This is a genomic window from Prevotella sp. tf2-5, from assembly GCF_900115435.1.
In the GTDB taxonomy this organism is placed as follows: Bacteria; Bacteroidota; Bacteroidia; order Bacteroidales; family Bacteroidaceae; genus Prevotella.
Map to the genome: position 1 here is coordinate 131,204 of NZ_FOWK01000006.1, position 26,051 is coordinate 157,254.

Here is a 26,051-nt window from a genome sequence, read left to right on the forward strand (position 1 = left end):
CCATTGTAATGCCAACAATACGAGTATCCATCGTTTCCTGGAAAAAAATCTCATCTCCTATAAATCAATGGTCAATAGTCAATGAATAGTTAACGGATAGCTCCTTTCGTCTTATAACCACAACGATAGCGACCCTGAGTGAGCGCACGCAACTTACTCTTGATCAATTGTTTACGCAAAGGGGTGATACGATCCACAAAGACCTTTCCCTCCAAGTGGTCAAACTCATGCTGCATCACACGGGTAAGGTATCCCTCCACCCACTCATCGTGAGGCTTCAGTTCCTCGTCAAGCCACTGAACACGAATACGAGTGGGACGTGTCACCTTTTCATGGATGGCTGGAAGCGACAGACATCCTTCCTCCAGTGACTCCGTCTGCGTATCGTCATACTCAATAATATGCGGGTTGATAAACACATGACGGAAACCTTTATACTCAGGCATGTCATCGCTGAGTACATCCAAGTCGATGACGACAACACGGATGGACTTGCCTATTTGCGGGGCAGCAAGTCCAATACCCTCACTCTCTGCCAACGTGTCCCACATATCCGCAATCAACTGTTGCAGGTCAGGATAGTCAGCAGGAATATCCTCGGCTACCTTCCGGAGCACGGGATGACCATATATATAAATAGGTAAAACCACTTAATTAAATTAGGAATTAGGAATTAGAAATTAGGAATTAATAACTATCATCGTTTGGAGCGCATATAGTCCTGGAGGATAATCGTTGCACTGATCTCATCGACTAGTGCCTTATCCTGACGGGCTTTTTTCTTGAGTCCCCCGTCAATCATCGCCTGATGCGCCAGTACAGATGTGAAACGCTCATCATAGAACTCGATAGGAATCTGTGGCACTGCCTTCCGCCAACGGTTGACAAACTGCTGTACGCGCTGGAGGTTCTCACTAGGCTGACCATTGGGTTGACGAGGCTCGCCAATGACGACACGCTCCACTTCCTCACGGGCTATATATGCCTGCAGATATTCAAAGAGCTCAGAAGTAGCGACAGTCGCCAACCCTCCCGCTATCATCTGGAGAGGATCGGTGACTGCCAAACCCGTACGTTTCTTTCCGTAATCTATCGATAAGATTCTTGCCACGCCAGAGCCTTTCAGCCTTTAACGGGCATTATAAAGCAACCATGCACCAGCATACTTTGTCTGCAAGTCATTACGGCTGGCAGAAGCCTCTTCCTTCGTGTCAAAGGTAGTAGCCACTACACGATACATGTTACGTTCAACGTTCTTTACCACCTGTGCGTTATAGCCTGCGTTGTTCAGCTGCTGCTGCAGTCCCATAGCGTTAGCCTCAGACTGGAATGAGCCGACAACAACACTGAAGTTCTTCAGTCCGCTACCAGAAACCAAAGACACACGCTCCTGAGTCACTCTTACATTGTCTGTATTATCAACTACCTGGGTATTGTTAGCTGGCTTCTCCTGCAGGGGCACCACCACATTCGTCTCAGCCTGCTGAGTCTGAACGACTGCGGGCTGCTGTTGCTGGAGCTCCTCCTGCTGTTTTGCCTTCAGATATGCCTGCTTATAGGCACTCTCGCTTGATTTACAACTTGTGAAAGCCAATGCTGCGCACAAACCAGCGCAAACGACTACATACTTCTTCATGTTTCTTTACTTATTGTTTAAATTAGACGTTATTTCAAAATTCATGTGCGAAATTACAAAATATCGGGCAATTAAAGTAAAAATCGTGCATAAAGTTTGTTAAATAAGGAAATTCTAACTTATTTAACAAAAAATGTCACTCTTTTTGTCTGCTTTTCGAAAAAGATTGCATATATTTGCAGTATATTTCGTATTTCTCTAATTTAAAACAATAAGACTATGAAAGGTTTAGGTGTATTAGGCGCATTTTTCGGCGGAGCTATCGCCGGTGCAGTCATTGGTTTGCTGCTCGCTCCTGAAAAGGGAGAGGACACTCGTGAGAAGATTACAGATGCTGTCGACGACTTCATGAAGAAGCACAACATCAAGTTGAGTCGTAAGGATGTGAGCGACCTCGTAGAAGATATCGCGGAAGCAGCTCCTGAAGTAGACTAAATTATGTTATCAAGCGACAAGAACGTAGAGACCATCGCGCAACTGGCGGAGATTGTCAAACACTATCTGGGTATTCAGACGGAATACCTGAAATTGGATGTGGTTGATAAACTGGTGCGCCTGTTGACATTCGCAGCACTCGCCATCGTATTCATTTTGATTATTATAGCAGTGGCGATGTTCTGTTCGTTTGCCCTCGCTTTCTGGCTTGCCTCCTACACGGGGACGGCTATTGCCTTCCTCGTGGTAGGAGTGCTTCATTTCCTCTTTATCCTCCTTGTCTTCTTTAAGCGCCATTCTTGGATTGAGAAGCCGTTGGTTCGTTTCTTTGCCAATCTCTTTTTAAATAACTGATCCGATGAAGTTGCCCGTACAGAATCCCAAGACAAACAACTACCAGTCGCTGGAGGACATTCAGGCTCGTAAGGACGAGTTATTGGAGCAGCTCCATACTGACAACACCCAATTCAGTTCGAAATGGAAACAGTTGTTTGTGTCCAAGGAAGACAACTCTAAGGCAGCATTCATTGGAGGTCTCCTTGCCAACGGTATCACCGTCATTGACTTTATCCTTACAGCAAGGAAACTTTACAAGAACTACGGGTTTATCTTCGGATTGGGAAAGAAGAAAAAGAAAAAATAGTCCCCTATCCTATTTCTATGACTTGACCATCGTATGCCATCTGAATGTCAGAGGGTAACGACGCATTGACCTCCTCGTGTCGTCCAATGTCATGACTGCTATGAATCAACCAGGTCTGACGGGCACCAATCACCTTAGCGAAGTCGACAGCCTCAGACAATGTCTGATGGGAGTGATGGGGCTTCTGACGCAGGGCATTGACAATCAACGTGTCAACATCTCGCAGATAGTCCAGCTCTCCCCCGTCAATCGTCTTCATATCTGTGATATATGCCAAAGAGGGCTGAGGTAAATGGTCAGAGGAAAGAGGTGAGATACGGAAGCCCAGGATAGGCAGGTCATGGTGCATCACTTCTATAGGCATAATGTCAAGGTCGCCAATCCGTAAGGGTTCATGCTTATGGATCTCATGGAGCTGAATGGCTGGTACGCCAGGATAGCGATGTTCCGCAAAACAATAAGGGAGCATCTGTAGGAGTCCTTCTCTGGCAATAGGGTCTGCATAGACATTGATCTCACCGAACTGACAATAGGGACGGATATCGTCCATACCTCCCATATGGTCGTAATGGGCATGGGTAATCAGGATACCGTCTATCTTTCGGAAGGGCTGTGGCATCATCTGCTGACGGAAGTCCGGACCACAGTCTATCAGGATGCGTGTTGTTTCCGTCTCCACCAAAGCAGAGCAACGCAACCGCTTGTCATGTGGGTCCTTACTGGTACAGGTATAACACTGGCACCCGATTGTCGGCACGCCACACGATGTTCCCGTTCCTAAGAAAGTCAGTCTCATATAATATTCACTTCAGGGAAAATCTCTATGTCAAATTTCTCTTTGACATCACGCTGGATGACTTTACAAAGCTCTACAATCTCCAGACCTGTCGCTCCTCCTCGGTTCACCAACACCAATGCCTGCTTGTCATGGACACCTGCACGTCCCATAGACTTACCTTTCCAGCCACACTGGTCTATCATCCATCCTGCTGGGATCTTCTCATGGTCAGCATCAACAGTATAGTGAGGCATCCCCTCATACTGAGCGGCAAGTTGTTCATATTTCTCTTTGGCGACAATCGGATTCATAAAGAAACTACCTGCGTTTCCCATCACTTTCGGGTCCGGGAGCTTGGCTTGTCGGATATCGATAATCACCTGTCGGAGCTGTTGTGCAGTAGGCTGGGCAATACCCTTCCGTTCCAGTTCAGTACGGATATTACCATAGTCAAGATGTGGTTCGAAAGTGGTCTGCAGCTGATAGGTAACCTGCGTGATCAAATAACGATTCTTCCACTCCTTTTTGAAACGACTCTGTCTGTAGGAGTAGCCGCATTCCTCACAAGAGAACACACGAGTCTTACCTGTTGCGATCTCCACAGCCTCCACCTCAGTAATGAGGTCTTTCACCTCCACACCATAGGCTCCGATATTCTGAACGGCACTGGCGCCCACATCACCAGGAATCAGGGAAAGATTCTCCGCGCCATAGCACTGATGGTCGACACAAAAAGCCACTACGTCGTCCCATTCTTCTCCGCTACCGCATATAAGTCGAGAGCGGAGAGTGGGATGTTGAGAGATCCCTTTTATGGCAGAGTGGACCACGATACCATCATAGTCTTTTGTCAGCAACAGGTTACTGCCGCCACCTATTATAATATAAGGAAGAGAGGTCTCACGCAATATGGCAGCCACCTGTTGTGCCTCCTCTACAGTGGCATACTCTAAGAATCTGTGGCAACGGGCATCGATGCCAAAGGTGTTATGCTGCAATAAATGATAATCCTTGATATCTTTCACTTCACTTGACTCTTACGTTGTCATCTTCTCCAGTTTCCATTTCCCCCCTTCATGTTTGAAGGTCAGTTCCAATTCCATTCCGTTGGCAATACCACGCAATACAAAAATCTTACGACCTGTTTCCTTTTGTGGTTCACCATACACAATATTGAAAATCATACCAGAAGGCAACTCTGGAGCGAAAGCCTCCCAAGTATCTGGTGTAATCACACCTTCCATCTGTGCGAAATCATCATCAGGATCAGGACCTACGAACTTCACACTCTCCATCAAGTGTTTCTGCTGATAATCCGGATCGGAGGCGAAATGCGCATAGAACTCCAGGAAAGAGGCATTACTTGACTCGCTCAATGGCAAATGAATCACCTCCTGAAGCATCCATAACCCGTTCACCCGGTCGAAAACATATTGCTTGACGGTCTTTCCCTCCAGATATATCTTCTCCACAATGGCATGATTGATATCGGTAGCCTCCTTCACATACTCCATCTCTTTCTCACTGTTGAATAACAATGTGTATGAGTCTTGCTTCATGAAGAAATACTCCATCTGCCATTGTCCCTTTTTCGTATAGCTGACTTCCTCACCACGTTGTATTTTCAATGGGAATTTAATACGGGAGGACTGTAACTTGCGATTAGCCGCGAAATTAAAGATAAAATCATCGAAAAGCTCATCGGCAGCCTTGGGCATTGGTGTCTGCTCCGAAGCCACCTCCTCTTCCAAGGTCGAGGCTGTGGTATCTGCCTTCTGTATCGTGTCGGCAGTTGTCTCTTCATTGCTTCCGCTCTTTTGTCCCTGACAGGCGGAAAACAACAATACTGCTACCAAAAAGACAAACAAAAACTGTTTCATCTTGGACTTCGCACTAATATTCAACTCTCAAATTTGATGCAAAGGTACGAATAAGCGAGCAAAAATCCAAGAAATCTTGAGATTTTTCGAGCGCGAGTACCTTAGAATTCTTTCAAAGGTACAAATAATCTTAATTATTAATTCCTAATTACTAATTTTTTCGTACCTTTGCACGCAAATTTTATTATAAAGCAAGATTATGATACTTGACAAGATAGAAGAACTGCTCAAAGAAGTGCAGCAGATGAGCGCTAAGAACGCAGAGGAAGTAGAACAACTCCGTCTGAAATATCTCAGTAAGAAAGGTGAGATCACAGCACTGATGAATGATTTCCGTGACGTTGCCGCTGACCAGAAGAAGACCGTTGGTATGAAGATCAACGAACTGAAGACGCTTGCGACAGAACGTATCAACCAGTTACGTGAGGAATGTCAGACACAGGAGAGCGAGGGAGATGCCATTGACTTGACACGCACTCCCTACCCCGTTAAGTTGGGTACCCGTCATCCACTGACCATCGTCACCAACGAGATTATCGACATTTTCTCCCGTATGGGCTTTGTCCTTGCTGACGGTCCTGAGGTGGAGGATGACCTCCATGTGTTCACTAAGATGAACTTCGCCGCAGACCATCCTGCACGTGATATGCAGGACACCTTCTTTGTCAGTCAGCATCCTAATGATGTGACCAAGAATATCCTGTTGCGCTCACACACCTCCAGTGTTCAGGCTCGTGTGATGGAGCACATGCATACGGAAGACGGCAAGCTCACAGCCCCCATCCGTGTCATCTGCCCAGGACGTGTCTATCGTAACGAGGCTATCACAGCCCGTGCCCACTGCTTCTTCCATCAGGTAGAGGGTCTGTATATCGACAAGAATGTCAGCTTCACTGACCTGAAGCAAGTACTGCTCTCCTTTGCCCGTGAGATGTTCGGTGCTGACACGAAGATTCGTCTGCGTCCCAGTTACTTCCCATTCACGGAGCCTAGTGCGGAGATGGACATCTCCTGCTTCATCTGCGGTGGTGAGGGCTGTGGATTCTGCAAGCACACTGGATGGGTGGAGATCCTCGGTTGCGGCATGGTAGATCCTAATGTGCTCGAACAATGCGGCATCGACTCCAAGGAGTATAGTGGCTATGCCTTCGGTATGGGTGTGGAGCGTATCACCAATCTGAAATACCAGGTCAGCGACCTCCGTATGTTCTCCGAGAACGATGTCCGCTTCCTGAAAGAATTCGAGGCAGCAAATTAATAACGGCTATTGTCTATAGCCAGCTTCGATAAATCTCAACTCGGCTTCGAGCATTGCTAATTTCGGCATCTCGAAGCCGACTTTTTTTGCCTCGACGATAGGACGGGAATAGAGGTAATAAATCTCCATCGGACGATGAAAATCAAAATCGAGTTTCATTGAAGGGCTATAGGGTACCATCGCGTCTGTCATTGCCATCATCTTATCCGCAAACGCACTGGTCAAAGTACTGACACCCAACGCATTGGCAGCACCTACCACTTCCATCATCTGGTCGTAGATCAACTGGCGTGTGGAAGGATTCTTCAACAGTTTGTCCGTAGAGGTATTCAGGGCGACCGTCATACCATTGAAGGGCATATTCCATACTGCCTTGCGCCATCGTGCCTCCAGATAAGGGACTTCCGCTACTTCAATACCAGCCTCTTGGAAATCCTTGACAATCTCATGGAAACGCTCGTCAGGACAAGAGTAGTTGCCGAAGTTAATAGATCCATAGCATTGGTGTACGACATGTCCTGGCTCTATTTTGTTGGAACAGATAAAGGCAAGACCTGCCACAATATACAGATGCGGGAACTCTTTCTGCAAATCTTCCTCTAGTCCGATACCGTTCTGGATAAGCACCACTACTGTATCTTCCTTGAGTATCGGTGTCAACATCTCTTTCAACAAGTGGTTGTTAATAGACTTCAGCCCGACAAGCACGACATCTGCTTTGGGCATCTTCCTGGAATCACCGTATGTCTCAACAGGATATAAATGGAAACTGCCGTCACAGGAGTCTACCTGAAACCCATGCTCTTTTACATATTCATAGTCTGAATGCGACAGAAACCTCACCTGTTTTCCTGCCTTCACCAATCGACAGCCATAGTAACCGCCTATGGCTCCTGCTCCTATCACCGTATAATCCATCATTCTCATGTTTTATGTGGCAAAGATACAATGAAGTACGTAAAACACAAAAGGAAATGAGAAAAATCTTTGCCATTTCACTTTTTAATCGTATCTTTGCATCATATAATGATACGAAAAAGAAATCATCACCTATGGGAAAAATAAAAAAAACATTGTTTCTGTTAGTCTCCACACTATTGTTTGTCGCTTGTTCCAGTAACGACGGTGGAGAAAGTCCCCAGCCCGCCAAAAGGACGGTCATTGTTTATATGGCTGCGGAGAACACGTTAAGCGGGAATGCCCAGAGTGACATCAACGAGATGATACAGGGCGTGAAGAAGATTTCCAAATACGATAACCTGATTGTTTTTGTGGACCGTGCTAACTCACAGGAGAAACCGTTCCTCATACGACTGAAGGATGATGAGAAGCAACCTGCGGACACCATCCATAAATACAATAGCGATTTCTACACCTCTGACCCTGAAAATATGAAAGAGGTGATTAGCAGGGTGATGACCAGCTATCCAGCCAACGACTACGGACTCGTGCTCTGGGGGCATGGCAATGGTTGGGTCATCATGAATGACTCTGTAGCTTCAAGAAGAGCTATCGCTGTGGATAACGGAGGAAATAAAGTCTCCGACAACGGACTGTGGATGAACATCCCCTCGCTGCGTACTGTCCTGGCAGCACTGCCCCACTCTTTCAAGTTCATCTTCGCTGACTGCTGTAACATGCAGAACGTGGAGGTGGCGTATGAGCTGAGAAAACATACAGAATACTATATCGCCTCGCCCGCTGGTATTCCTGGCGACGGTGCTCCTTATGAGAAGATCATTCCCGACCTCTTCCTGTACGATGATGTTCAGATGTATACCAAGATCTGTGATGATTATTATAACAAAACAGATCTAGAGGATGGACATCTGCCTATCTCTGCCATCAAGACGAAGGAGCTGCCAGCACTGGCAAGTGCCACAAAGGAGATTCTTTATAACATTTACACTGCGAACACACCCATCAATACGGATCATCTGATTTATTATTACACCTACAAAGTCTCTGATCCTAATGAGCATGTGATGTATGACATGAATGACTTCCTGCTACGCCATGCCGAGCAAGAGGACTACCAGCAGTGGCTAAAAGCCTTCAACCAAGCTGTCGTCTATAAGAAGATGAGTACTAAATGGCAAGTGTCAGGAACACTGGTCTTCGACTTTGAGGTGACAGAGGAGCGTTTCGGAGGTGTCAGCATGTTCGTTCCTTTAGAGCGATATGACCACACACTGCTCAAGTACAACGAAGGTATCAAGAAGACGGCATGGTATCATGCTGTGGGCTGGTCGGAACTCGGCTGGTGAACAACCACCTTGACTTTAGAGATACGACGTTCCTCCATCTCCAAGATCTCAAACGTGAAATGGAGATAATTGATTTTCTCATGTAACTCAGGGAAGTCACCCTTGATCTCCAGCAGTAATCCTGCCAGGGAATCTGCGTCTCCCTCTACCTCTGAGAAAATCTCATCGTCAAGTTTCAGGATCTTATAGAAATCACTCAACAAGGTCTTACCCTCAAATACGAAGGTATTACTGTTGATACGCACATAACTCTTCTCGTCCTCATCGTACTCGTCATTGATCTCACCCACGATCTCCTCGAGGACATCCTCTAATGTCACGATACCACTGGTACCGCCGAACTCGTCAACCACAATGGCGATATGCACCTTGTTCTCCTGGAACTCACGCAACAGGTCGTCAATCTTCTTCGTCTCTGGTACGAAATACGGAGGACGTATCAATGACTGCCATCTGAAGTTAGACGGTTTACGAAGATGGGGCAATAAGTCCTTGATATACAGAATACCACGGATATTATCACTATTGTCCTGATAGACAGGGATACGGGAATAGTTATTCTCCACAATACATTTCAGCACCTCATTGAATGACGACTTGAAATCAAGGTCGACCACATCCTGGCGACTGGTCATGATCTCCTTCGCCGTCTCGTCACCAAAGCGGACAATACCCTCCAGCATCCGCTGCTCGTCTTTGATATCCTCCTTGTCTGTTAACTCCAGCGCCTGCTCCAGATCGTCCACACTTAACACATGGTTCTCTTTCTGCACTACTTTTCCCGCCAAGATACCAGACTTCATCAATACCGTAGCAAAAGGATAAAAAAGCTTACGACAGAAAAGAATACCACCTACGACGGTACGACAGAAACGAAGTGGTTGCTGACGGGTGTATATCTTCGGCATAATCTCACCAAAAAGCAACAACAGGAATGTCAATAAGACGGTGAGACACAGGAAATGAATCCAGTAAGCATCCCCGAAGTCTATCACTTGTGCGAAGAAATAGTTCAGCAACATGATAATCGTGACATTTACCAGATTATTGGTAATCAAGATCGTGGCGAGTGTGCGCTCCGACTCTTCCCGGAGTTTTAACACCAGTCGGTCATACTCTGTCTTCTCCTCCTCCAACTCACTCAAGTCAGTAGGTGAAAGGGAGAAAAAGGCTATTTCCGAGCCAGAGGCATAGCCGGAAAACAGCAACAAAACACATGCAAGAATAAGAGCAATCATGGCACCAAGACTTGGTGCCATCACTTGAATATCATTGATTGTCCGTAGAACTTCTTCCATTCAACATCTCCATATTATCCGCCCATATCTCCGTTACATAACGACGCTGACCTTGTTTGTCATCATACGTGGTATAACGAAGACGGCCCTCTATATATAGTTTGTCACCCTTATGGACGTATTTCTCCACAACCTCAGCAAGTTTACGCCATAAGATGACCTGATGCCAATCAGTATGGTCAGGCACCTGTGTGCCGTTCTGCAACGTATAGCCACGCTCTGTCGTCGCCAGTCGCAGACGTGCCACAGCAACCCCTTGCTCCACATAACGCACCTCTGGGTCGGCACCGACATTACCTATCAGCATCACCTTATTCATAAAAACAAGTATTATTTACAAAATCCAAGGAAACGGAACTTGAAATTCTTTCCTTTTGCGGAAGGGAACTGACTGCGCTCATCTACACGTTCACGAAGGTATTCCACGATGCGGTTATAGCAGTCCATACCAGATATCGCCTTACATTGAGCCACGAAATGGGTATCACGATACTGGAACTTACCAGTACCAGGAACCATCAACACACGCTTGAAGTCAAGGGAACCCTCATACCAGCCAAAAAGCTCTTCATTCAGACGAACCAAGGCAGGAGCCATCGGTTTCTCTATCCTCTCTAATGATGGATGAATGGCACGTTTCTCTTTAAAGTCAAGCATCGTAGGGGCATCTGTCTTGATAATAATGAAATATACACGTGGACGAACCTTATAACGCTTAGGATAGTATACATCACTGGTACAATAGGAACGGACATCATCCTCAAGTACAGGATTCATACCTATCTCTGGTATATCAGCAAGAAAGGCTATAGCATCATCAACATTATCAACCAGAACCTCCTTATCAAAATATCTTAAGTAAAAATTCATAGAATAGTTTGGGTTTTTCCAAAATAAAAAAAAGAGCGGAAAACGGGACTCGGACCCGCGACCCCAACCTTGGCAAGGTTGTGCTCTACCAACTGAGCTATTTCCGCAATAAATGTCAAAGTTTATGTGAAGAGGAGGAGACTCGAACTCCCACGTCGCAATTGACACTACCCCCTCAAAGTAGCGCGTCTACCAATTCCGCCACCTCTCCAGCATATCATGAATAAAAAAGAGTGCCCAGAACAGGACTCGAACCTGCACGCCTCGCGGCACACGCACCTGAAACGTGCGCGTCTACCAATTCCGCCACCTGGGCATTATTTCGCTAAGGCCTTTCCTTAACGCTCTTTTTTGTTCAATAAGTGAGCGGAAAACGGGACTCGGACCCGCGACCCCAACCTTGGCAAGGTTGTGCTCTACCAACTGAGCTATTTCCGCTTGTATTCTTTCGGAATCCAATCGACATATCCGGCTGCACTCGGCATAAAAACAAGCTTTTCTGCTCTCACTTGCACGGATATTCCGCATTTTCTTCAGGCATCTCTCTCGATTGCGGATGCAAAGGTAATGCTTTTTTCGGAATTGACAAAGTTTTCGGCACTTTTTTTATGAAAAAGTTTTCTTTTGTCTGTTTTCTTGGAGGAAAACACCCCTTTCACCTTATTAAATTTAATAGGTTTCTTTCTGGGTATAGCCTTTCTTCAACAGATTGACTTTCGATACGTTATTGTAATAACCATTGACAAACATACCGTATTTACGCAACTCTTTGATATCTGTCGCTGTCAGACGAATACGGAGCACACCAGACTCTCCTACAGAGCAACAACCCCATTCGTTCAACTGATCGGCATTGCCTTCCAGGGTCTTGTCAGTACCATTATAGATGGTCTTGAACTGCCAATATTGCACATTAGGATCACTCGTGTCTGCCTCATAGATAAACTCCAACTTGTCACCTGGCTCAGCTTCCAAGAACTTCTCCTTATCAACGATAAAACCGTTTTCCCAGTTTCCAAAGACACAGTTACCTTCCCACAAGGGTGTTGATGTCCAGACAGTAGAACCTGGCGTGAGATACACTCGTTTGATCTTCAGAGTACTGCTGTCTGCCGACTGGATGGCGACCTCGTCAACCTGACTGACATCCTGTCCGTCGAAATAGCAGGTAACAGTGGTGATTCCGGGTTTTCCGAAAACCCTCAGTTTATTAGATATCATCAACTGCGTTCCCACCGTGGTAGGTTCGGTAAACTCTACACTGAGAGACTCATATTTTGACCAGTCGACAGGCAGGTTACGCTCACGCATGGAGCCCACCAGACCGCCCCAAGGGATGGCATGATAGACGATAGAGCCGTCACTATTACGCTCAAAAGACTCATGGATATTCCATGTCCCGTCAAATTTGGAGTTCAGTGTCAGTCCGTCTTCTTCCGTTTGGGATCCACATGCCACCAACATGATAGACGCCATGACTGTCAATAGTTTTTTCATTGTTCTGGTCTTTACGTTATTAGTTAACGACTGCGAAGATACGCATTATTTTTGAAATGACAAAGAAAACGAAGAAAAAAACGGATGAGAGGACTTAATCCATACGGTCACGATAGTCCTCATAGCCGTATCTTCGGAGTATTTCCAACTGTCCGTCCATGTGCAGCATGCCGATAGCTGGATGCGTGATACCATTGAAAGTATTCGTCTTCACCGTCGTATAATGAATCATATCCTCGAAGATGACCTCCTGTCCGATCTCCAACGGTTTGTCAAAACGCCAAGCACACATAAAATCACCGGCGAGACAGCTATTACCGCCTAAGCGATAGACGCAGTCACCCTTTTCCTCCTCCACATGCTCGGCTCCACGGACATCGGGGAAATAGGGCATCTCCAGACAATCTGGCATGTGACAGGTGAAACTGACATCCAGGATAGCGGTCTTGATACCTTTGTCCTCCACCATATCCACCACATGTGACACCAACGGACCTGTCTGCCAGGCAAAGGCACTGCCGGGCTCAAAAATCACCTTCAGATGGGGATAACGCTGGTGAAAACCTTCCATGATCCTTACCAGCAAGTCGATATCATAGTCTTTACGGGTCACCAGGTGTCCCCCGCCGAAGTTGATCCACTTCAACTGCGAGAACCAGGGTGAGAATTTCTCCTCGATATGCTGGAGGGTACGCTCAAAGACATCCGCCCCACTCTCACAATGGCAATGACAATGGAAGCCCTCTATGTCGGAGGGGAGTTGTTGCGGCAACTTATCCGCAGTGACTCCGAAACGGGTACCTGGGGCACAGGGGTTATACAATAAGGTCCCCACCTCAGAATACTCCGGATTGACACGCAGACCTATCGAGCACATAGCGGCACGATGATGGTAACGCTCATACTGAGACAACGAGTTGAAGGTCAGATGCGACGAGCAAGCCACGATCTCATCGATCTCCTCATCTGTATAAGCAGGAGAAAAGGTATGCGCCTTGCTGCCAAACTCCTCATAGGCTAGTTTTGCCTCCGACAAGGAACTTGCCGTCGTCGAACGGATATACTCCCTGAAGATGGGGAATGTCTTCCATAACGCAAAGGCTTTGAACGCCAGGATGAACTCCGAGCCTGTCCGCTCCGCCACTTTTTGTATCAACGATAAATTGCGGCGCAACTTCTCTTCCTCTATAATATAAATAGGTGTCTTGAAATCCATTTTTTTGATGAATAATCATTTTTCGACTGCAAAGATAACTTTTTATTGTGGTTAAATTGCATTATTCCATTAAAATTATTAATTTTGCAAAAGAATTGAGATTGAATGAAATGAAACTCATCGTAATGACACAACCCACGTTTTTCGTGGAGGAAGACAAAATATTGACATCGCTCTTCGAGGAGGGACTGGATTGCCTGCATCTGTACAAGCCCGGCTCTTCCCCTATGTATGCGGAGCGATTGCTGACACTCCTGTCGGACGAATACTACTCAAAAATCGTTGTTCACGACCATTTCTATCTAAAAGAGGAATATAAGCTGAGAGGTATTCATATCGACAACGACAGTGTCTCCATACCCAATGGCTACAAAGGGAAGATCAGCTGCACATGCCGGAAGATAGAAGACTTGAAGGAAGCGAAGCGTCACATGGATTATGTGTTCCTGAAGAACATCTTCGACAGTCAGACATTTGCCGAGAACAAGTCGTCCTTCACCGCCAATGAGTTGGAAGAGGCAGCAAGACGTGGACTGATAGACCGCCATGTGTACGCACTGGGAGGGATGAACATCGACAACATACGGGTTGCGAAAGACCTCGGCTTTGGTGGTGTCGTGATATGCGGCGACCTCTGGAACCGTTTCAATATCCATCAGGAACTTGACTACAAGGCGCTGATCACACATTTTGAGAAACTAAGGAAAATAATTGGATAATCTAAAACAAATATGAAGTCAAACAAGAACTACATGGTGTTTTCCGGTACTGCCACGAAGTACCTCGCAGAGAAAATCTGCCAAAGTTTAGGATGTCCGCTTGGAGAATTGCAGATTACCACATTCTCTGACGGTGAGTTTGCTGTGTCTTTTGAGGAATCCATCCGTGGACGTGATATCTTCCTCGTACAGAGCACCTTCCCCACCAGCGACAACCTGATGGAGTTGTTGCTGATGATTGATGCGGCAAAACGAGCTTCCGCACGTACCATCAATGCCGTTATCCCCTATTTCGGATGGGCACGTCAGGACCGTAAGGACAAGCCTCGTGTCAGTATCGGTGCCAAACTAGTAGCCGACCTGCTTTCCGTAGCTGGTGTCGACCGTGTGATAACCATGGACTTGCATGCTGACCAGATCCAGGGTTTCTTCGATGTCCCCGTCGACCATCTCTATGCCTCTAATGTCATCATACCTTATCTGCAGAGCCTGAAGCTCGACGACCTGGTGATCGCCTCTCCTGATGTTGGTGGCTCCAAGCGTGCGAATACGTATGCCAAGTATCTGGGATGCCCGCTGGTATTGTGTAACAAGACACGTGCCCGTGCCAATGTGGTGGCATCTATGCAGATTATCGGCGACGTGGAGGGTAAGAACGTGGTGATCATCGATGATATGGTGGATACAGCCGGCACGATTACCAAGGCTGCGGACATCATGAAGGCTGCTGGTGCCAAGACAGTTCGTGCCTGTGCCTCCCACTGTGTGATGAGCGGTCCTGCCAGCGAGCGTGTCCAGGCTTCCGCCCTGGAGGAGATTGTCTTTACCGACTCTATCCCCTACACCCAGCGTTGTGCCAAGGTGAAACAGCTGAGTGTCGCCGACTTGTTTGCGGAGACCATCCGTCGTGTCATCAATAACGAGAGTATCTCCAGTCAATACATTATATAATAAATAATGAAGATCAAATCCATACTTATCATGGCGGCAGCAGGCTTTACGCTTGCTGCCTGTCAGTCTAATACGTACCAGATCAAAGGTACGGTAGAGGACGTACAGGGAGACACGCTCTTCCTGACCACCGACCTCCAGCAAGGGACTCCCCGTGATACCATCATTGTCAAGGACGGACGGTTTGAACTCAGCGGCGAGACAGACTCCACATATTTCTGTCTGATCTACAGTAAGAACGAGGAAGCTTTGAATATCCCGTTCTTCATCGAGCCGGGAACAATCAAGATCCTCTTGTCGAAGACACCCGGAGGCTCACGTGTCGGTGGCACTGCCATCAATGACGAGTGGCAGCGTATGACAGACTCCACCATGGTGATTGGCAAGGAGATCAACAATATCGCGGAGAAAGTGTTCGCCAATGAGAATGCGACACAGGAGGAGCAACAGAAAGCCATGGAGCAGATTGAGAAACTCAACCAGCGTCATGCCAAGGCTGTGCTCGGCTTCACAGAGCGTAACATCAATAACGAACTGGGCTACTTCCTGTTGACCTCATTCCCTGAGGAGGTGATTCCTAACCAAGAGCGTCTGCGCCTCATCAAGATGATGCCTGCGGAACTGCGCCAGCGGAGTACCATCAAAGAGATGGAGCAACTGATCGGCAACGCTGCTAAGACGGAGGAAGGGAACGTCATCGAAGACTTCACCATGCCGTCTATCGAGGGGGCTCCCATGAGTATCATGAGTGAGGTGAGGAAAAACCGCATCACTGTCCTCGACTTCTGGGCTAGCTGGTGTGGACCTTGTAGAAAGGAGACACCATTGATGGTGGAGATCTACAAGAACTACAAAGACAAAGGACTGGGTTTCGTGGGTATCTCTCTCGACGAGGATGGCGATGCCTGGAAACAAGCTACCGACCAGTTAGGTATCGTATGGCCACAGATGAGCGACCTCAAAGGCTGGGAGAATGCTGCCGCACAGATGTTCAACATCACCAGTATCCCCCACACCATCGTTGTCGACCAGAACGGAAAGATCCTCCGTCGTGGTCTCCGCGCACAGCAACTGGAACAGTTTATCGCAGAACAACTGAAATAATACTGCTCTGTTTTATCCCTTGATACGTATACACATCATCGTGAGATCGTCGTTGGGTTCGGCACCGTCACGATGTTGTTCCACTTCGGCTGCCAACATCTCAACAAGCTGTTGGGCATTTTCTGAACGGCTGGTACGCAGGATGTCGAGCAAGCGGTCGTCACCGAACTGCTCCTGCTGACGGTTCTCTGCCTCGTTGAGTCCGTCGGTATAGATAAAGAGTGAACAGCCCTTGATATTGTCCACCTCTTCTCCTTCGTACTCCAGACCAGGAAAAAGTCCGATAGGTGCGTTGGGAACCATCTCTAAGAAATTGCAGGTTTCATCGGTGCAGCACTTATCACTTCCCAAAACGGGTGGATTATGACCTGCATTGCAGAAGTCGAGATGACCAGTCTTCAGATCGACGAGACCGAGGAAGAAGGTAACGAACATACCGCTTTCGTTGTCTTCCCCAGAGAGGGCATCATTCATACTCGAACATATCTCAGCAGGCATCATACCCTGTATAGCCAGCGTGCGGAAGAGTCGTGTGGCTTGTGCCATAAACAGCGAAGCGGGAACACCCTTTCCGCTGACATCACCAAGGGCGAAATAGAGTTTGTCACCCTGCAGCACATAACCGTAGAGATCGCCACCGACCTCCTTCGCAGGTGTCATCGACGCATACATGTCGAGCCCTTCATAATCGGGGAAATGACTGGGCACCATCGACATCTGGATGCTACGGGCAATACGCAGCTCTGACTCCATACGCTCACGGGCTGCCTTCATCTCTGCCAGACGCTTGGCAGCACGACGACGTACCAACGTATAGATGATGAAGAATATCGTGAGCAGGATGATGGCTATCACCAGACCTACGATGCGCTGCTGTTGGATCTCAGCCTGCTGCTGGGCTATCTTTCGTTCCTTACCCTGCGTGTCATAGATGGTGGCGAGCTTGGCGGCATCGTTGTTCTTTTGCTCGACAATAGCAGGATGCAGCATATCGTTCATCTTAACAGCTACTGCATAGGCACTGTCCTTGCGACCTGCCAGATGGTTTGTCTGGAACTTTGGACGGTAATAATTATCTATCACTTCAAGGTTGATCTCCTCTTCCCATTCAGCAAGCCATTGGTCGATATTTTGATAGATGTCGGCAGCTTCGGAATAATGCCCTGTCTTACTCAGATAACTCAGAGAGTTGATCTGACCCTCAGGAGTCTTCGAATAGTCGGTCTCCCGAAAGCGCTTAAAGGCTTTGGCGGCTTCAGCGGACTTGCCTTGAGCAAGCAGTATCTCTGCCCGTGACACAGAGAGCTCTCCATCCCGCACGTCCAAGAATTCGACATCAGCATTTGGTTGCTCACGATACCACGTCAACAGTGAGTCACAACGTTCCACCCACTTCAGCCGTTCGTCATTCATGTCAAGTCCCGCAAAGGCAACGACAGGGTTATAGCACGAAATGACAGCCTGCATGAAATCCTTAGCGTTGTATTTCTCCTTCTTATACTGCTGCAAGCACCGATAGGATTCCTCGTAGCTTTGACGACCTTCGTCAATACGGTTGAGGGCAATCTGACAACCGGCGATGACATTGTGCATCAGACTTTTCACAAGGGCAGAGACGTCAGGATTGTCCCTCAGGAAGTTGACAGCAGGAAGCAGGACGCGCAGAGCCTCCTCGTAGCGTTCGTTGACCTCCATATAGTTGGCAAGCGAGACGACAGCACGACTATACAGTATCGGCTCTTTACCTGTTTCTACAAAGGCATCAACCACCTTTTGTCTATATTCGGAAGCGTCAGCATGTTTGTCACAGGCGACATACAGACGCGACCGTAACATATCAGCCCACATCGAGTTCATGCGACCAGCATTCAGAAAACTGTCTATCAAATGGAGCGTACGCTCCTCGTCACCCTTGATGGTCGACGCATAGATAATGCTGTCGACATCATGATCGAGTTTAGTGTTTGCAGAGGCGTTCACACTACTGTCATTGCTCCTACTATGACGACACGATGATACCGTCATCAAAACAATCGCCAACACAGTCACGAGTGCTAGTGAGTTAAGGTTGTTGATACGTTTCATTTTTAAGTTTTATGGTTTTGCGGGCAAAGATAATAACAATATTTCAATTATACAAATTTGCATCCCGCAATTTTAATAATGACTACCTCTTCCCTCTTACATCATACATCTCACATCTTACATCATACATCTCACATCTTACATCATACATCATCTTCCCACACCACTAAATCACGAGGAAGGGTGATGACTTTCAGACGCTCATACCAGATCCTGTTAGAACCCGCTATGTGTTTCCGGGTATGACTGCTGACAATATAAAAACTTGCCATATACTGATCCATCATACCAAGGAAAACACTCTTAATTCTTGAGCATTTCTCATTAATGGAATTGTTCAACGGGTCCACAAGCATGTCCACACTGTCTATGATAGCCTGTTTATCCATCAGACGGGCTGTTGCCATATAATACCCCAGCAACTCATTCCTGTAATCACACAGTTGTTTGAACTCGATTCCCTCAGGATGTGCCAAGAACAACAAATAAACAGCCTTATGGACAGGTTGCAACTCTATTTCCTTGTTTTGGTAGTCCATTAATATAAACCGATACTCAGACGTGATCAGCAAACGGCTCAAACGACTCTTTGCCGCTTCCAGTTTCAGCTCCTCCAACAAGGAACCACCAATAGCCTTATACAACAAGTCATTACGACCTATTGTATGAAGCTGGCTTACCAGTCTTTTGACCTCTGTAGCCATCTCCTCTGGTGTCACTATCTGATGACTCATATCACTACACCTCGTCTTGAGCTAACATATTTAATTGCCTGTTCAACCAGCTCTTCATCCTGCTGACCACAGATTTCGGTTCTTCTTGCTCGTCAGCAACAGGTTCTTGAGCGGGCTCCGGTTCTACCACAGGAGCTACGACAAAGGGAGGCTCTTCCTTTATAGGCTCCTCTCTGGGTACCTCTGCAGGTTGCTCTGTTCTCAACGGCTTATACAGCTCCTTGATCAGTTCCTCATAATACTCATCATCCGTGGTCACGCAAGTTTTGGGTTTCTCTTCGACCTCATCATTCATATCTGTGGCAAGGATAATCACTTTCGCGTCCTCCCCTAAGGAGTCATCAGTCGACGTACCCCATATCACCTCCACATCAGGATTCAACTGATCGAAGAAATCATCAATCTCCTGCATCTCAGGAATCAATATAGGATTTTCCTCACTGGCGTATATGTTGAATAAGATCCGCTTTGCCCTGCTGATATCATTCCCGTGCAACAGCGGAGAATCCAGCGCATCAATAATGGCACGTTCTACACGATGGTCACCTCTCGACCTACCTATCGCCATAATGGCACCACCCCCATTTCGCATCGTCGTCTCCACATCACGGAAGTCAAGGTTGATATTCCCTTCTGAGCTGATTGTGATCAGTTCAGAAATACCCTTGACAGCATTCTTTAATACATTATCCGCTTCTGCGAGGGCGTTCTTTAAGGAAATATTCGTATCTGAGTAGATGTCACAAAGCCGCTCGTTGTTGACAATCAACAAGGCGTCCACATTCTTTCTTAACTCATCGACACCTTTCAGCGCCTTGATAATCTTCCGGCGATGCTCAAAATAGAAAGGAATGGTCACCACACCTATCGTCAGCAAACCCTTCTCCTTGGCGACACGGGCTATCACTGGAGCAGCACCCGTACCAGTACCACCTCCCATTGTGGCTGTTACAAAGACCATCTTCGTCTGGTCTTCCAACAGATGCTCTATCATATCAATGCTGCTTTCTGCCTCTGCCCTACCAACTTCCGGACGAGCACCAGCTCCCAAGCCTTCACCCAGCTGGATCTTAACAGGTATCGGTGAGTTCTTCAACGAGGCACTATCCGTGTTGCATACAGCGAAAGAAACTCCTTGGATCCCCTCATTATACATATTGCGGACAGCATTACAGCCTCCACCTCCCACACCAATAACCTTGATGATGTTCTGCATCTGGTCCTCGATGGGGGCATAAAACTCCAACAAAGACCTATTATCTTCTTCTCTTCCCATATCTTTCTGTTTTGAATGCAAAGATACCAAAGATTTCTCACATTTCCAAATTCTCACAAGCCTTGCGGAAATGTGATTTTTAGTGATTAGAAGAACATAGTGGGAAGAGAGTTCTTACGCTTCTGTGCCAGTTCGCTCTTCATGCGATTAATGGCTGTCTTCAAGAAGAATGCAATCAGGAACTCATCGGAGCCCTCAGTCCGGATCTGTAATTACCAAACAAAATAGGAAAAAAGTAACATGAAGTCAAAGAACTCATTTTCCTTTGAGTCAACCTTCAATCTCTTGCCTGGTCCATGCGTAGGAAGGCTGTAGTTTGTCGGTAGGAAACCCATAGTTTGTCGGTAGGAAACACATAGTTTGTCGGTAGGAAACCCCTGCTTTGTCGGTACCTAACTGTCGCTCGGTAGTATCTCTCTCGACGATGGCAAAGATATATCATTCCGAGAAATCAACTATGAACATCCTGGTTCATCCTGTCACATCCTTACTCATCCTTACTCATCCATCTTCCATCATACATCTTCCATCATCTTCCCACATCACCTGTTCCTTCTGTGGCATAGATTTCATCGAAGTCAAACAACATAAATATTTTTGAATATGAACTTTTTCTCTATTTTCTTTGCAACAATCAAGGATAAGTTGTATCTTTGCACCAATATAAAAGAAATATGAAATCTAAATCAGAAATACTAAGTCTATTGCGTCGTTATAAACCAACGGCTCAAAAAAAGTATGGCATAACGAAACTTGGCATCTTTGGATCTGTAGCTCGTGGCGAGCAAACAACAGACAGTGATGTCGATATTTGTTATGAGGGGAAGGCTCCGTCATTTCTTACTTTAGACATGATTCAAACAGAACTTGAACAATTGTTTGGCTGTAAAGTAGATATGGTTCGTATTCGTGAAAATATGAACAGTTTACTTAGACAGAGGATCTTAAGAGACGGCATTTATGTTTGATAAAGAAATCGTACTTGATAGCCTTCAAAAAATGAAGGCAATGTTAGACCTAATTAAAGAAAGGACTGCTGCAGTAAAAACAGCAAATGATTTTTTGTGCTCTTCTGATGGAATGATGAGACTTGATGCTATTTGCATGAACCTAATAGCTTTGGGTGAGGCAGTCAAAGGCTTGGACAAGCAAACAGGTGGTCAATTGTTAAAGAATTACCCAGAGGTATATTGGAAAGGCGTGATGGGAATCCGCGATAAAATTTCCCATCACTATTTTGAGATAGACACAGATGTTGTTTTTCAAACTTTAGAAGAAGACATCCCACATATGACTCCTGTTGTAGAGAAAATGATTTCTGATATAGAATAGTTTACTTTTCCCCTCCTTGGAAGAAGGCAAGTGGTCATGAAGGTCACGAAGGTCATTTGTCATTAAGGATTTCGGATTTTACTAAAATATATATAATAATAATATATATTATATATAATATATATTATTATTAACCAAAAACCACCATTTTCAAACTCTTAATGACAAATGACCTTAATGACACTCATGACACATACTCTTTCTAGTATCCGTAAAAAGGCATTCCAGTATCTCCTATGGGGGTATAACAGCCTTTAGCATCAGACATAACAGATACTGGAATACCCCCATAACAGATACTGGGAACGGGCATGGGAGGCATTACTATAAGCCTCATCCAGAATTTCCTCTGTTGTCTTAGCTTAGGCTTTACATACAAAATAATCTCAAATCTTATTAAAATGATCACCTAATTGATTCCAGTAGATTCTTGTGAAAGAATGACCGTTGACTTTCTGGATTCTACTAATCTTAAAAGTCCGGTCTGCCCTGATATCCTTTCGATAACCTATGATATAGCCACCACCATAGTATTGGGAATATTCGATGTTCTCAATCTCACAAGTGAACACCCTGCCATTCCGAGTACAATATTCTATCTGTAGCGGAATGCCCAACAAAACGACTCTATTCAGAATTTCCTCTATCGTCATAGCTTAGGCATTAGGAAAAGGAGTTTCAGGTGGCGGGAAAGGCATATTATTCATAGACGAGCCGATGATCTCTCCACCATCTGTTGGCGGACGATTACCAATCCTATTATCCTCTTCATTCTCAAAGCGAGTATATTCCCCTTTGAAGTCCATCATGACAATACCTACGGCGCCCTTACGATGTTTCGAAATGATAACCTCAGCCTTTCCACGATAGTCTATCGAACCATCCTCACTCTGATAGAGACCATAGTATTCTGGACGATGCAGAAAGATCACCATATCCGCATCCTGTTCGATGGCTCCTGACTCTCGAAGGTCAGAGAGCCGAGGACGTTTCCCTTCTGGTCCTTCACGAGTATCCACCCCACGATTCAACTGACTCAAAGCGATGACTGGGATATTAAACTCCTTCGCCATCCCTTTCAAGGCACGTGATATCAGAGATATCTCCTCCTGACGGTTATTATACCTCATACCACTGGCAGTCATCAATTGCAGGTAGTCCACCATCACCAACTCAATGTGATGCTCCTTAATCAGCCGACGTATCTTCGTTCTTAGTTCCATCACAGAAATACCTTCCGTGTCATCTACATATAATGGTGCTTCCAACAGACTATTCAGATGCTTGTCGAGTCTCTCCCAGTCATCACGTTTTAACTGTCCGCTCATCAGTTTATGTCCTTCTATCTGACAATTATTCGCCATCAGGCGGTTAGCCAGTTGCACACTCGTCATCTCCAGGGAGAAGAACGCCATTGGTATCTTCTGGTCTACCGCTATATTTTTCGCCAGCGAGAGGGCAAAAGCCGTCTTACCCATAGCAGGTCGTCCGGCAATGATCACCAGATCAGATTTCTGCCATCCACACGTCATATCATCGAGTTTATAGAAACCTGTCGAGATACCCGTCAGTCCTCCTTTATTCGCATAGGCGGCCTCCACGATCTTTACTGCCTGGTTGACTATCGGACCCAACACAGAATAGTCCTTCTTCACGCTCTTCTGAGAAATCTCAAGAAGCTGGCTGTCCGCTTCCTGAATCACATCTTTGATATCGTAGGTCTCATCGAACGTTTTCTTTCCGATGACACTGACATAGTGAGCCATCTGTCGCGACAGATATTTCTCTGCCACCACTCTGGCATGATACTCGATATTGGCAGACGTGACCACCATCGAGCTCAATTCTGCGATATAGCCAGGACCACCTATCTCAAGGAGTCGTCCAGTCTTCTCCAGTTTGTCCACTACTGTCAGCACATCCACGGGACTCTCTTCCATGCTGAGTTGCTGGATAGCCTCATACACCATCTGGTTCCTTGGCTCATAGAAACTCTCTGGACGCAACAAGTCACACACCTCCAGATAGGCATCTTTGTCTATCATCAACGCCCCCAGCACAGCTTTCTCCATATCAGGAGCCTGCGGCATCACATGTGCTAAGCTAAAGTCCAAGGGTTGTTGTCCACTCCTACCCTGTTTCCTTGTATATTGATTCTTTTGATCTGTCATAATATAAAATTGTTTGATTGCAAAGATAGGATTTTACCTATTTGCAACCAAGCAATTTCGCCCCGCAAGGCTTGTGAAAATGAAAAAATTATCTCTTACATCATACATCTTCCATCAGACATCATACATCTTCCATCAGACATCTTACATCATCCATCATCCATCTTCCATGGGCTCCTCGGTGAAGGTCCCTCCCCAAGCCCCCATAGTAGGTTCTCTTTTATAGAGAACTACGTATGGGGCTTGGAGCCTTCACCTCGGAGGCTGCGGCATCGTATATGCTAAGTAATTTGTGGAAATGTGGCAAACAATTCCAAAGCCTGAGCAGTCTCTTCTATTAATTTAGTCTTTACAAAGTTCTTAGTTCGTGTATTATCAATAACCTCACCAAGTCCCTGCATCAACAATTTAGGACTGGCTTCGCGTACTCTCTGTGAGCACCACGCTGCATATTCGACAACAGTTTTGCCTGTACGTTCTTTGATAATGTTTTCATTGATACTGGCATGTATCTGCTGCAAGAAAAACCAGACATCAAAGACATCACGAGGCGAAAGTCTTTCACCCATAGCACATAACTTGTGAGCAAACATATCGGGAATTGTTAGCACGCGGATGTCAGTTCCTGCTAAGTTCTTGGTCTCATAATGATTCTCGTATTGTCGGTTAGATATTTCAACTTTCAACATTCTTTCACCTTTCCCATAATCCAGCACCAAGACAGGTCCATTAAGTTTCTTGGCTTCGTCGTCGATAGTGCCGAACCGCAACAATATCTGGCGAATTTTATTGTACACAACATCTTGTTTACTCATATCCAAAAGATTAAAGTCAAGATCGGTAGAGAATCTTGGCAAATTATGAAAAAACATGAGTGCAGTGCCTCCCTTGAAACCTAAGATATTACATAAGTCCTTGTCCTTGAAAATAAGGCTTAGGATTTGTGCCATATATAATTTGTGCTTTTGCTTATCCATGATTAATTAGAGTTTTATATTCAACAATTTAGAAACGCGTTCATTGAGTTTTGTGGAACGATAGAGAGGCAATAATTCACGTATTATCTTCACAGACAAAGGGCGCAAATTATCGAAATAACAGTTACCTGAACTCAGATACATCATATCCAGGAAAGCCCTCTCAGGAATAGCGATGGCAATATTATCACGCTGTTCAATGCCCTCCATTCCAATCCACAATTCAGGATTTATCTTGCGATATTGATATAATCTATTGTCAATTTCGACGGTACGACTTAAATAACTGATACATGTTATAGAGTCATCCCATTGAAATACAACGCCTGCACGCTGCAAGACATATTCCATGGAAATGTACGACGGACGGAATAAACTACAAGCCATTTCCTGAACATCATATTTCAGTTTAGTATAGATACCCCTTCTTGGATTGAGTATCTTGCCATCATTGGTGTAATAGTGTAATGACTTCGTAATCCTCTTGCTATCGTCAAGTCCCGACAGCATCAGTAAAGACTGTATTGTGAATACAGTTCTTGGACTGCTCAAGACCACCTGAAGTAGATTGATTTGTGACCCCATAATACGATTAATTAGTATTTTCAGTTCACAAAAGTACAAATAATAATTGAAACAACCAAACTTTTTACTAAAAAGTGGTCATGAAGGTCATTAAGGTCATTTGTCATTAAGGATTTCAGATTTGTACATCACCCATCTTCCATCAGCCATCTTACATCAGCCATCATCTTCCCACACCACTAAATCACGAGGAAGAGCAATCTTCTTGGAATCGTTTCAGGACTATTACCCCTATTCTTCTTTGTTCAAAAAATATTGTTAAATGTTTTGTGTAATAAAGAAAAAAGTGTATCTTTGTGGCAAAAATCTGTAGCTTGCTACAAAAATATTCCATAAAAT

29 protein-coding genes and 4 tRNA genes are annotated in these 26,051 nt (G+C 45.7%); 10 read left to right on the forward strand and 23 right to left on the reverse strand.

What is annotated here, in order from left to right; translation table 11 throughout:
• Nucleotides 1–89: 89 nt before the first annotated feature.
• Genes def through BM257_RS08120 form a run of 3 tightly spaced genes read right to left on the reverse strand, consistent with a single transcriptional unit; the run spans nucleotide 90 to nucleotide 1,636 of the window.
• Complete coding sequence (gene def, locus BM257_RS08110) at nucleotides 90–650, reverse strand: peptide deformylase (RefSeq protein ID WP_092070863.1); 561 nt, start codon at nucleotides 648–650, stop codon at nucleotides 90–92.
• A 47-nt stretch (nucleotides 651–697) separates the two neighbouring features.
• A complete protein-coding gene (gene ruvX, locus BM257_RS08115) occupies nucleotides 698–1,111 on the reverse strand; it encodes a Holliday junction resolvase RuvX (RefSeq protein ID WP_092070866.1) in 414 nt (137 codons plus the stop codon).
• A gap of 18 nt (nucleotides 1,112–1,129) precedes the next feature.
• On the reverse strand, nucleotides 1,130–1,636 hold the full coding sequence (locus tag BM257_RS08120) for an SPOR domain-containing protein (protein WP_092070869.1): 507 nt from the start codon (nucleotides 1,634–1,636) through the stop codon (nucleotides 1,130–1,132).
• 219 nt (nucleotides 1,637–1,855) lie between these two features.
• Between BM257_RS08120 and BM257_RS08125 the strand changes: the two genes are divergently transcribed.
• Genes BM257_RS08125 through BM257_RS08135 form a run of 3 tightly spaced genes read left to right on the forward strand, consistent with a single transcriptional unit; the run spans nucleotide 1,856 to nucleotide 2,714 of the window.
• Nucleotides 1,856–2,071 carry a YtxH domain-containing protein gene (locus BM257_RS08125; RefSeq protein ID WP_092070872.1) on the forward strand — a complete coding sequence of 72 codons (216 nt, stop codon included), beginning with the start codon at nucleotides 1,856–1,858 and terminating at the stop codon, nucleotides 2,069–2,071.
• A 3-nt stretch (nucleotides 2,072–2,074) separates the two neighbouring features.
• Nucleotides 2,075–2,425, forward strand: coding sequence for a hypothetical protein (locus BM257_RS08130; protein WP_092070875.1), 351 nt, complete (start codon nucleotides 2,075–2,077; stop codon nucleotides 2,423–2,425).
• A 4-nt stretch (nucleotides 2,426–2,429) separates the two neighbouring features.
• Nucleotides 2,430–2,714, forward strand: a complete 285-nt coding sequence (locus BM257_RS08135; RefSeq protein ID WP_092070878.1) for a hypothetical protein — start codon at nucleotides 2,430–2,432, stop codon at nucleotides 2,712–2,714.
• A 4-nt stretch (nucleotides 2,715–2,718) separates the two neighbouring features.
• Here the strand turns inward: BM257_RS08135 and BM257_RS08140 are convergent, their stop codons facing one another.
• From BM257_RS08140 to BM257_RS08150, 3 genes are read right to left on the reverse strand one after another with little or no spacing between them, the layout of a single operon-like run.
• On the reverse strand, nucleotides 2,719–3,510 hold the full coding sequence (locus tag BM257_RS08140; RefSeq protein ID WP_092070881.1) for an MBL fold metallo-hydrolase: 792 nt from the start codon (nucleotides 3,508–3,510) through the stop codon (nucleotides 2,719–2,721).
• A complete protein-coding gene (gene murB / locus BM257_RS08145) occupies nucleotides 3,507–4,517 on the reverse strand; it encodes a UDP-N-acetylmuramate dehydrogenase (protein WP_092070884.1) in 1,011 nt (336 codons plus the stop codon). Before murB ends, BM257_RS08140 begins: the two co-directional genes overlap by 4 nt.
• A 12-nt stretch (nucleotides 4,518–4,529) precedes the next feature.
• Nucleotides 4,530–5,372, reverse strand: coding sequence for a DUF4348 domain-containing protein (locus tag BM257_RS08150; protein ID WP_092071069.1), 843 nt, complete (start codon nucleotides 5,370–5,372; stop codon nucleotides 4,530–4,532).
• 199 nt (nucleotides 5,373–5,571) lie between these two features.
• Here BM257_RS08150 and pheS point away from each other — a divergent pair, with 199 nt between their 5' ends.
• On the forward strand, nucleotides 5,572–6,630 hold the full coding sequence (gene pheS / locus BM257_RS08155) for a phenylalanine--tRNA ligase subunit alpha (protein ID WP_092070888.1): 1,059 nt from the start codon (nucleotides 5,572–5,574) through the stop codon (nucleotides 6,628–6,630).
• A 6-nt stretch (nucleotides 6,631–6,636) separates the two neighbouring features.
• Here the strand turns inward: pheS and BM257_RS08160 are convergent, their stop codons facing one another.
• A complete protein-coding gene (locus BM257_RS08160; protein ID WP_255405653.1) occupies nucleotides 6,637–7,557 on the reverse strand; it encodes a 2-dehydropantoate 2-reductase in 921 nt (306 codons plus the stop codon).
• 125 nt (nucleotides 7,558–7,682) lie between these two features.
• Between BM257_RS08160 and BM257_RS08165 the strand changes: the two genes are divergently transcribed.
• A complete protein-coding gene (locus BM257_RS08165; protein WP_177216058.1) occupies nucleotides 7,683–8,897 on the forward strand; it encodes a clostripain-related cysteine peptidase in 1,215 nt (404 codons plus the stop codon).
• Here the strand turns inward: BM257_RS08165 and gldE are convergent.
• From gldE to nspC, 9 genes are all read right to left on the reverse strand, one after another.
• Nucleotides 8,864–10,195 carry a gliding motility-associated protein GldE gene (gene gldE / locus BM257_RS08170; RefSeq protein WP_092070894.1) on the reverse strand — a complete coding sequence of 444 codons (1,332 nt, stop codon included), beginning with the start codon at nucleotides 10,193–10,195 and terminating at the stop codon, nucleotides 8,864–8,866. The genes BM257_RS08165 and gldE overlap by 34 nt on opposite strands.
• On the reverse strand, nucleotides 10,167–10,514 hold the full coding sequence (locus BM257_RS08175) for a single-stranded DNA-binding protein (RefSeq protein WP_092070897.1): 348 nt from the start codon (nucleotides 10,512–10,514) through the stop codon (nucleotides 10,167–10,169). The genes gldE and BM257_RS08175 overlap by 29 nt, the downstream gene beginning before the upstream one ends.
• Nucleotides 10,515–10,525: 11 nt before the next feature.
• Nucleotides 10,526–11,065 carry a hypothetical protein gene (locus BM257_RS08180; RefSeq protein ID WP_092070900.1) on the reverse strand — a complete coding sequence of 180 codons (540 nt, stop codon included), beginning with the start codon at nucleotides 11,063–11,065 and terminating at the stop codon, nucleotides 10,526–10,528.
• Nucleotides 11,066–11,099: 34 nt separating this feature from the next.
• A tRNA-Gly gene (locus BM257_RS08185) sits at nucleotides 11,100–11,172 on the reverse strand.
• A gap of 20 nt (nucleotides 11,173–11,192) precedes the next feature.
• Nucleotides 11,193–11,276 (reverse strand) — tRNA-Leu (locus BM257_RS08190).
• A 23-nt stretch (nucleotides 11,277–11,299) separates the two neighbouring features.
• A tRNA-Leu gene (locus BM257_RS08195) sits at nucleotides 11,300–11,381 on the reverse strand.
• A 49-nt stretch (nucleotides 11,382–11,430) separates the two neighbouring features.
• Nucleotides 11,431–11,503, reverse strand: a tRNA-Gly gene (locus BM257_RS08200).
• Nucleotides 11,504–11,734: 231 nt separating this feature from the next.
• Nucleotides 11,735–12,562 (reverse strand): hypothetical protein, encoded by an 828-nt coding sequence (locus BM257_RS08205; protein WP_092070902.1) that lies wholly within the window; start codon nucleotides 12,560–12,562, stop codon nucleotides 11,735–11,737.
• Nucleotides 12,563–12,656: 94 nt separating this feature from the next.
• Nucleotides 12,657–13,778 carry a carboxynorspermidine decarboxylase gene (gene nspC, locus BM257_RS08210; protein ID WP_092070905.1) on the reverse strand — a complete coding sequence of 374 codons (1,122 nt, stop codon included), beginning with the start codon at nucleotides 13,776–13,778 and terminating at the stop codon, nucleotides 12,657–12,659.
• A gap of 110 nt (nucleotides 13,779–13,888) precedes the next feature.
• Here nspC and BM257_RS08215 point away from each other — a divergent pair, with 110 nt between their 5' ends.
• From BM257_RS08215 to BM257_RS08225, 3 genes are read left to right on the forward strand one after another with little or no spacing between them, the layout of a single operon-like run.
• Nucleotides 13,889–14,497 carry a thiamine phosphate synthase gene (locus BM257_RS08215; RefSeq protein ID WP_092070908.1) on the forward strand — a complete coding sequence of 203 codons (609 nt, stop codon included), beginning with the start codon at nucleotides 13,889–13,891 and terminating at the stop codon, nucleotides 14,495–14,497.
• Between the two features lie 12 nt (nucleotides 14,498–14,509).
• The gene (locus BM257_RS08220) at nucleotides 14,510–15,448 is read left to right on the forward strand and encodes a ribose-phosphate pyrophosphokinase (RefSeq protein ID WP_092070911.1); all 939 of its coding nucleotides are present in this window, start codon (nucleotides 14,510–14,512) and stop codon (nucleotides 15,446–15,448) included.
• A 6-nt stretch (nucleotides 15,449–15,454) separates the two neighbouring features.
• The gene (locus tag BM257_RS08225) at nucleotides 15,455–16,552 is read left to right on the forward strand and encodes a TlpA disulfide reductase family protein (RefSeq protein WP_092070913.1); all 1,098 of its coding nucleotides are present in this window, start codon (nucleotides 15,455–15,457) and stop codon (nucleotides 16,550–16,552) included.
• 12 nt (nucleotides 16,553–16,564) lie between these two features.
• On the opposite strand, the gene BM257_RS08230 is transcribed toward BM257_RS08225, so the two are convergent.
• From BM257_RS08230 to ftsZ, 3 genes are all read right to left on the reverse strand, one after another.
• On the reverse strand, nucleotides 16,565–18,637 hold the full coding sequence (locus tag BM257_RS08230; protein WP_255405655.1) for a PP2C family protein-serine/threonine phosphatase: 2,073 nt from the start codon (nucleotides 18,635–18,637) through the stop codon (nucleotides 16,565–16,567).
• 143 nt (nucleotides 18,638–18,780) lie between these two features.
• On the reverse strand, nucleotides 18,781–19,371 hold the full coding sequence (locus BM257_RS08235) for a hypothetical protein (protein ID WP_092070916.1): 591 nt from the start codon (nucleotides 19,369–19,371) through the stop codon (nucleotides 18,781–18,783).
• Nucleotides 19,372–19,375: 4 nt separating this feature from the next.
• A complete protein-coding gene (ftsZ, locus tag BM257_RS08240; RefSeq protein WP_092070918.1) occupies nucleotides 19,376–20,647 on the reverse strand; it encodes a cell division protein FtsZ in 1,272 nt (423 codons plus the stop codon).
• A gap of 674 nt (nucleotides 20,648–21,321) precedes the next feature.
• Here ftsZ and BM257_RS08245 point away from each other — a divergent pair.
• Nucleotides 21,322–21,615, forward strand: coding sequence for a nucleotidyltransferase family protein (locus BM257_RS08245; protein WP_092070921.1), 294 nt, complete (start codon nucleotides 21,322–21,324; stop codon nucleotides 21,613–21,615).
• Complete coding sequence (locus BM257_RS08250; protein WP_092070924.1) at nucleotides 21,608–21,979, forward strand: HepT-like ribonuclease domain-containing protein; 372 nt, start codon at nucleotides 21,608–21,610, stop codon at nucleotides 21,977–21,979. The genes BM257_RS08245 and BM257_RS08250 overlap by 8 nt, the downstream gene beginning before the upstream one ends.
• A 386-nt stretch (nucleotides 21,980–22,365) precedes the next feature.
• Here the strand turns inward: BM257_RS08250 and BM257_RS08255 are convergent, their stop codons facing one another.
• The 4 genes from BM257_RS08255 to BM257_RS15155 all read right to left on the reverse strand — a co-directional run bounded on the left by BM257_RS08255 (nucleotide 22,366) and on the right by BM257_RS15155 (nucleotide 25,478).
• Entirely contained in the window at nucleotides 22,366–22,632 is a 267-nt protein-coding gene (locus tag BM257_RS08255) for a hypothetical protein (protein ID WP_092070927.1), read from the reverse strand.
• Nucleotides 22,633–22,635: 3 nt separating this feature from the next.
• Entirely contained in the window at nucleotides 22,636–24,150 is a 1,515-nt protein-coding gene (gene dnaB / locus BM257_RS08260) for a replicative DNA helicase (protein ID WP_092070930.1), read from the reverse strand.
• Between the two features lie 281 nt (nucleotides 24,151–24,431).
• Complete coding sequence (locus tag BM257_RS08265; RefSeq protein WP_092070933.1) at nucleotides 24,432–25,127, reverse strand: nucleotidyl transferase AbiEii/AbiGii toxin family protein; 696 nt, start codon at nucleotides 25,125–25,127, stop codon at nucleotides 24,432–24,434.
• Between the two features lie 6 nt (nucleotides 25,128–25,133).
• Nucleotides 25,134–25,478: a hypothetical protein gene (locus BM257_RS15155; RefSeq protein ID WP_255405656.1), complete on the reverse strand. Its 345-nt coding sequence runs from the start codon at nucleotides 25,476–25,478 to the stop codon at nucleotides 25,134–25,136.
• Between the last annotated feature and the right edge of the window lie 573 nt (nucleotides 25,479–26,051).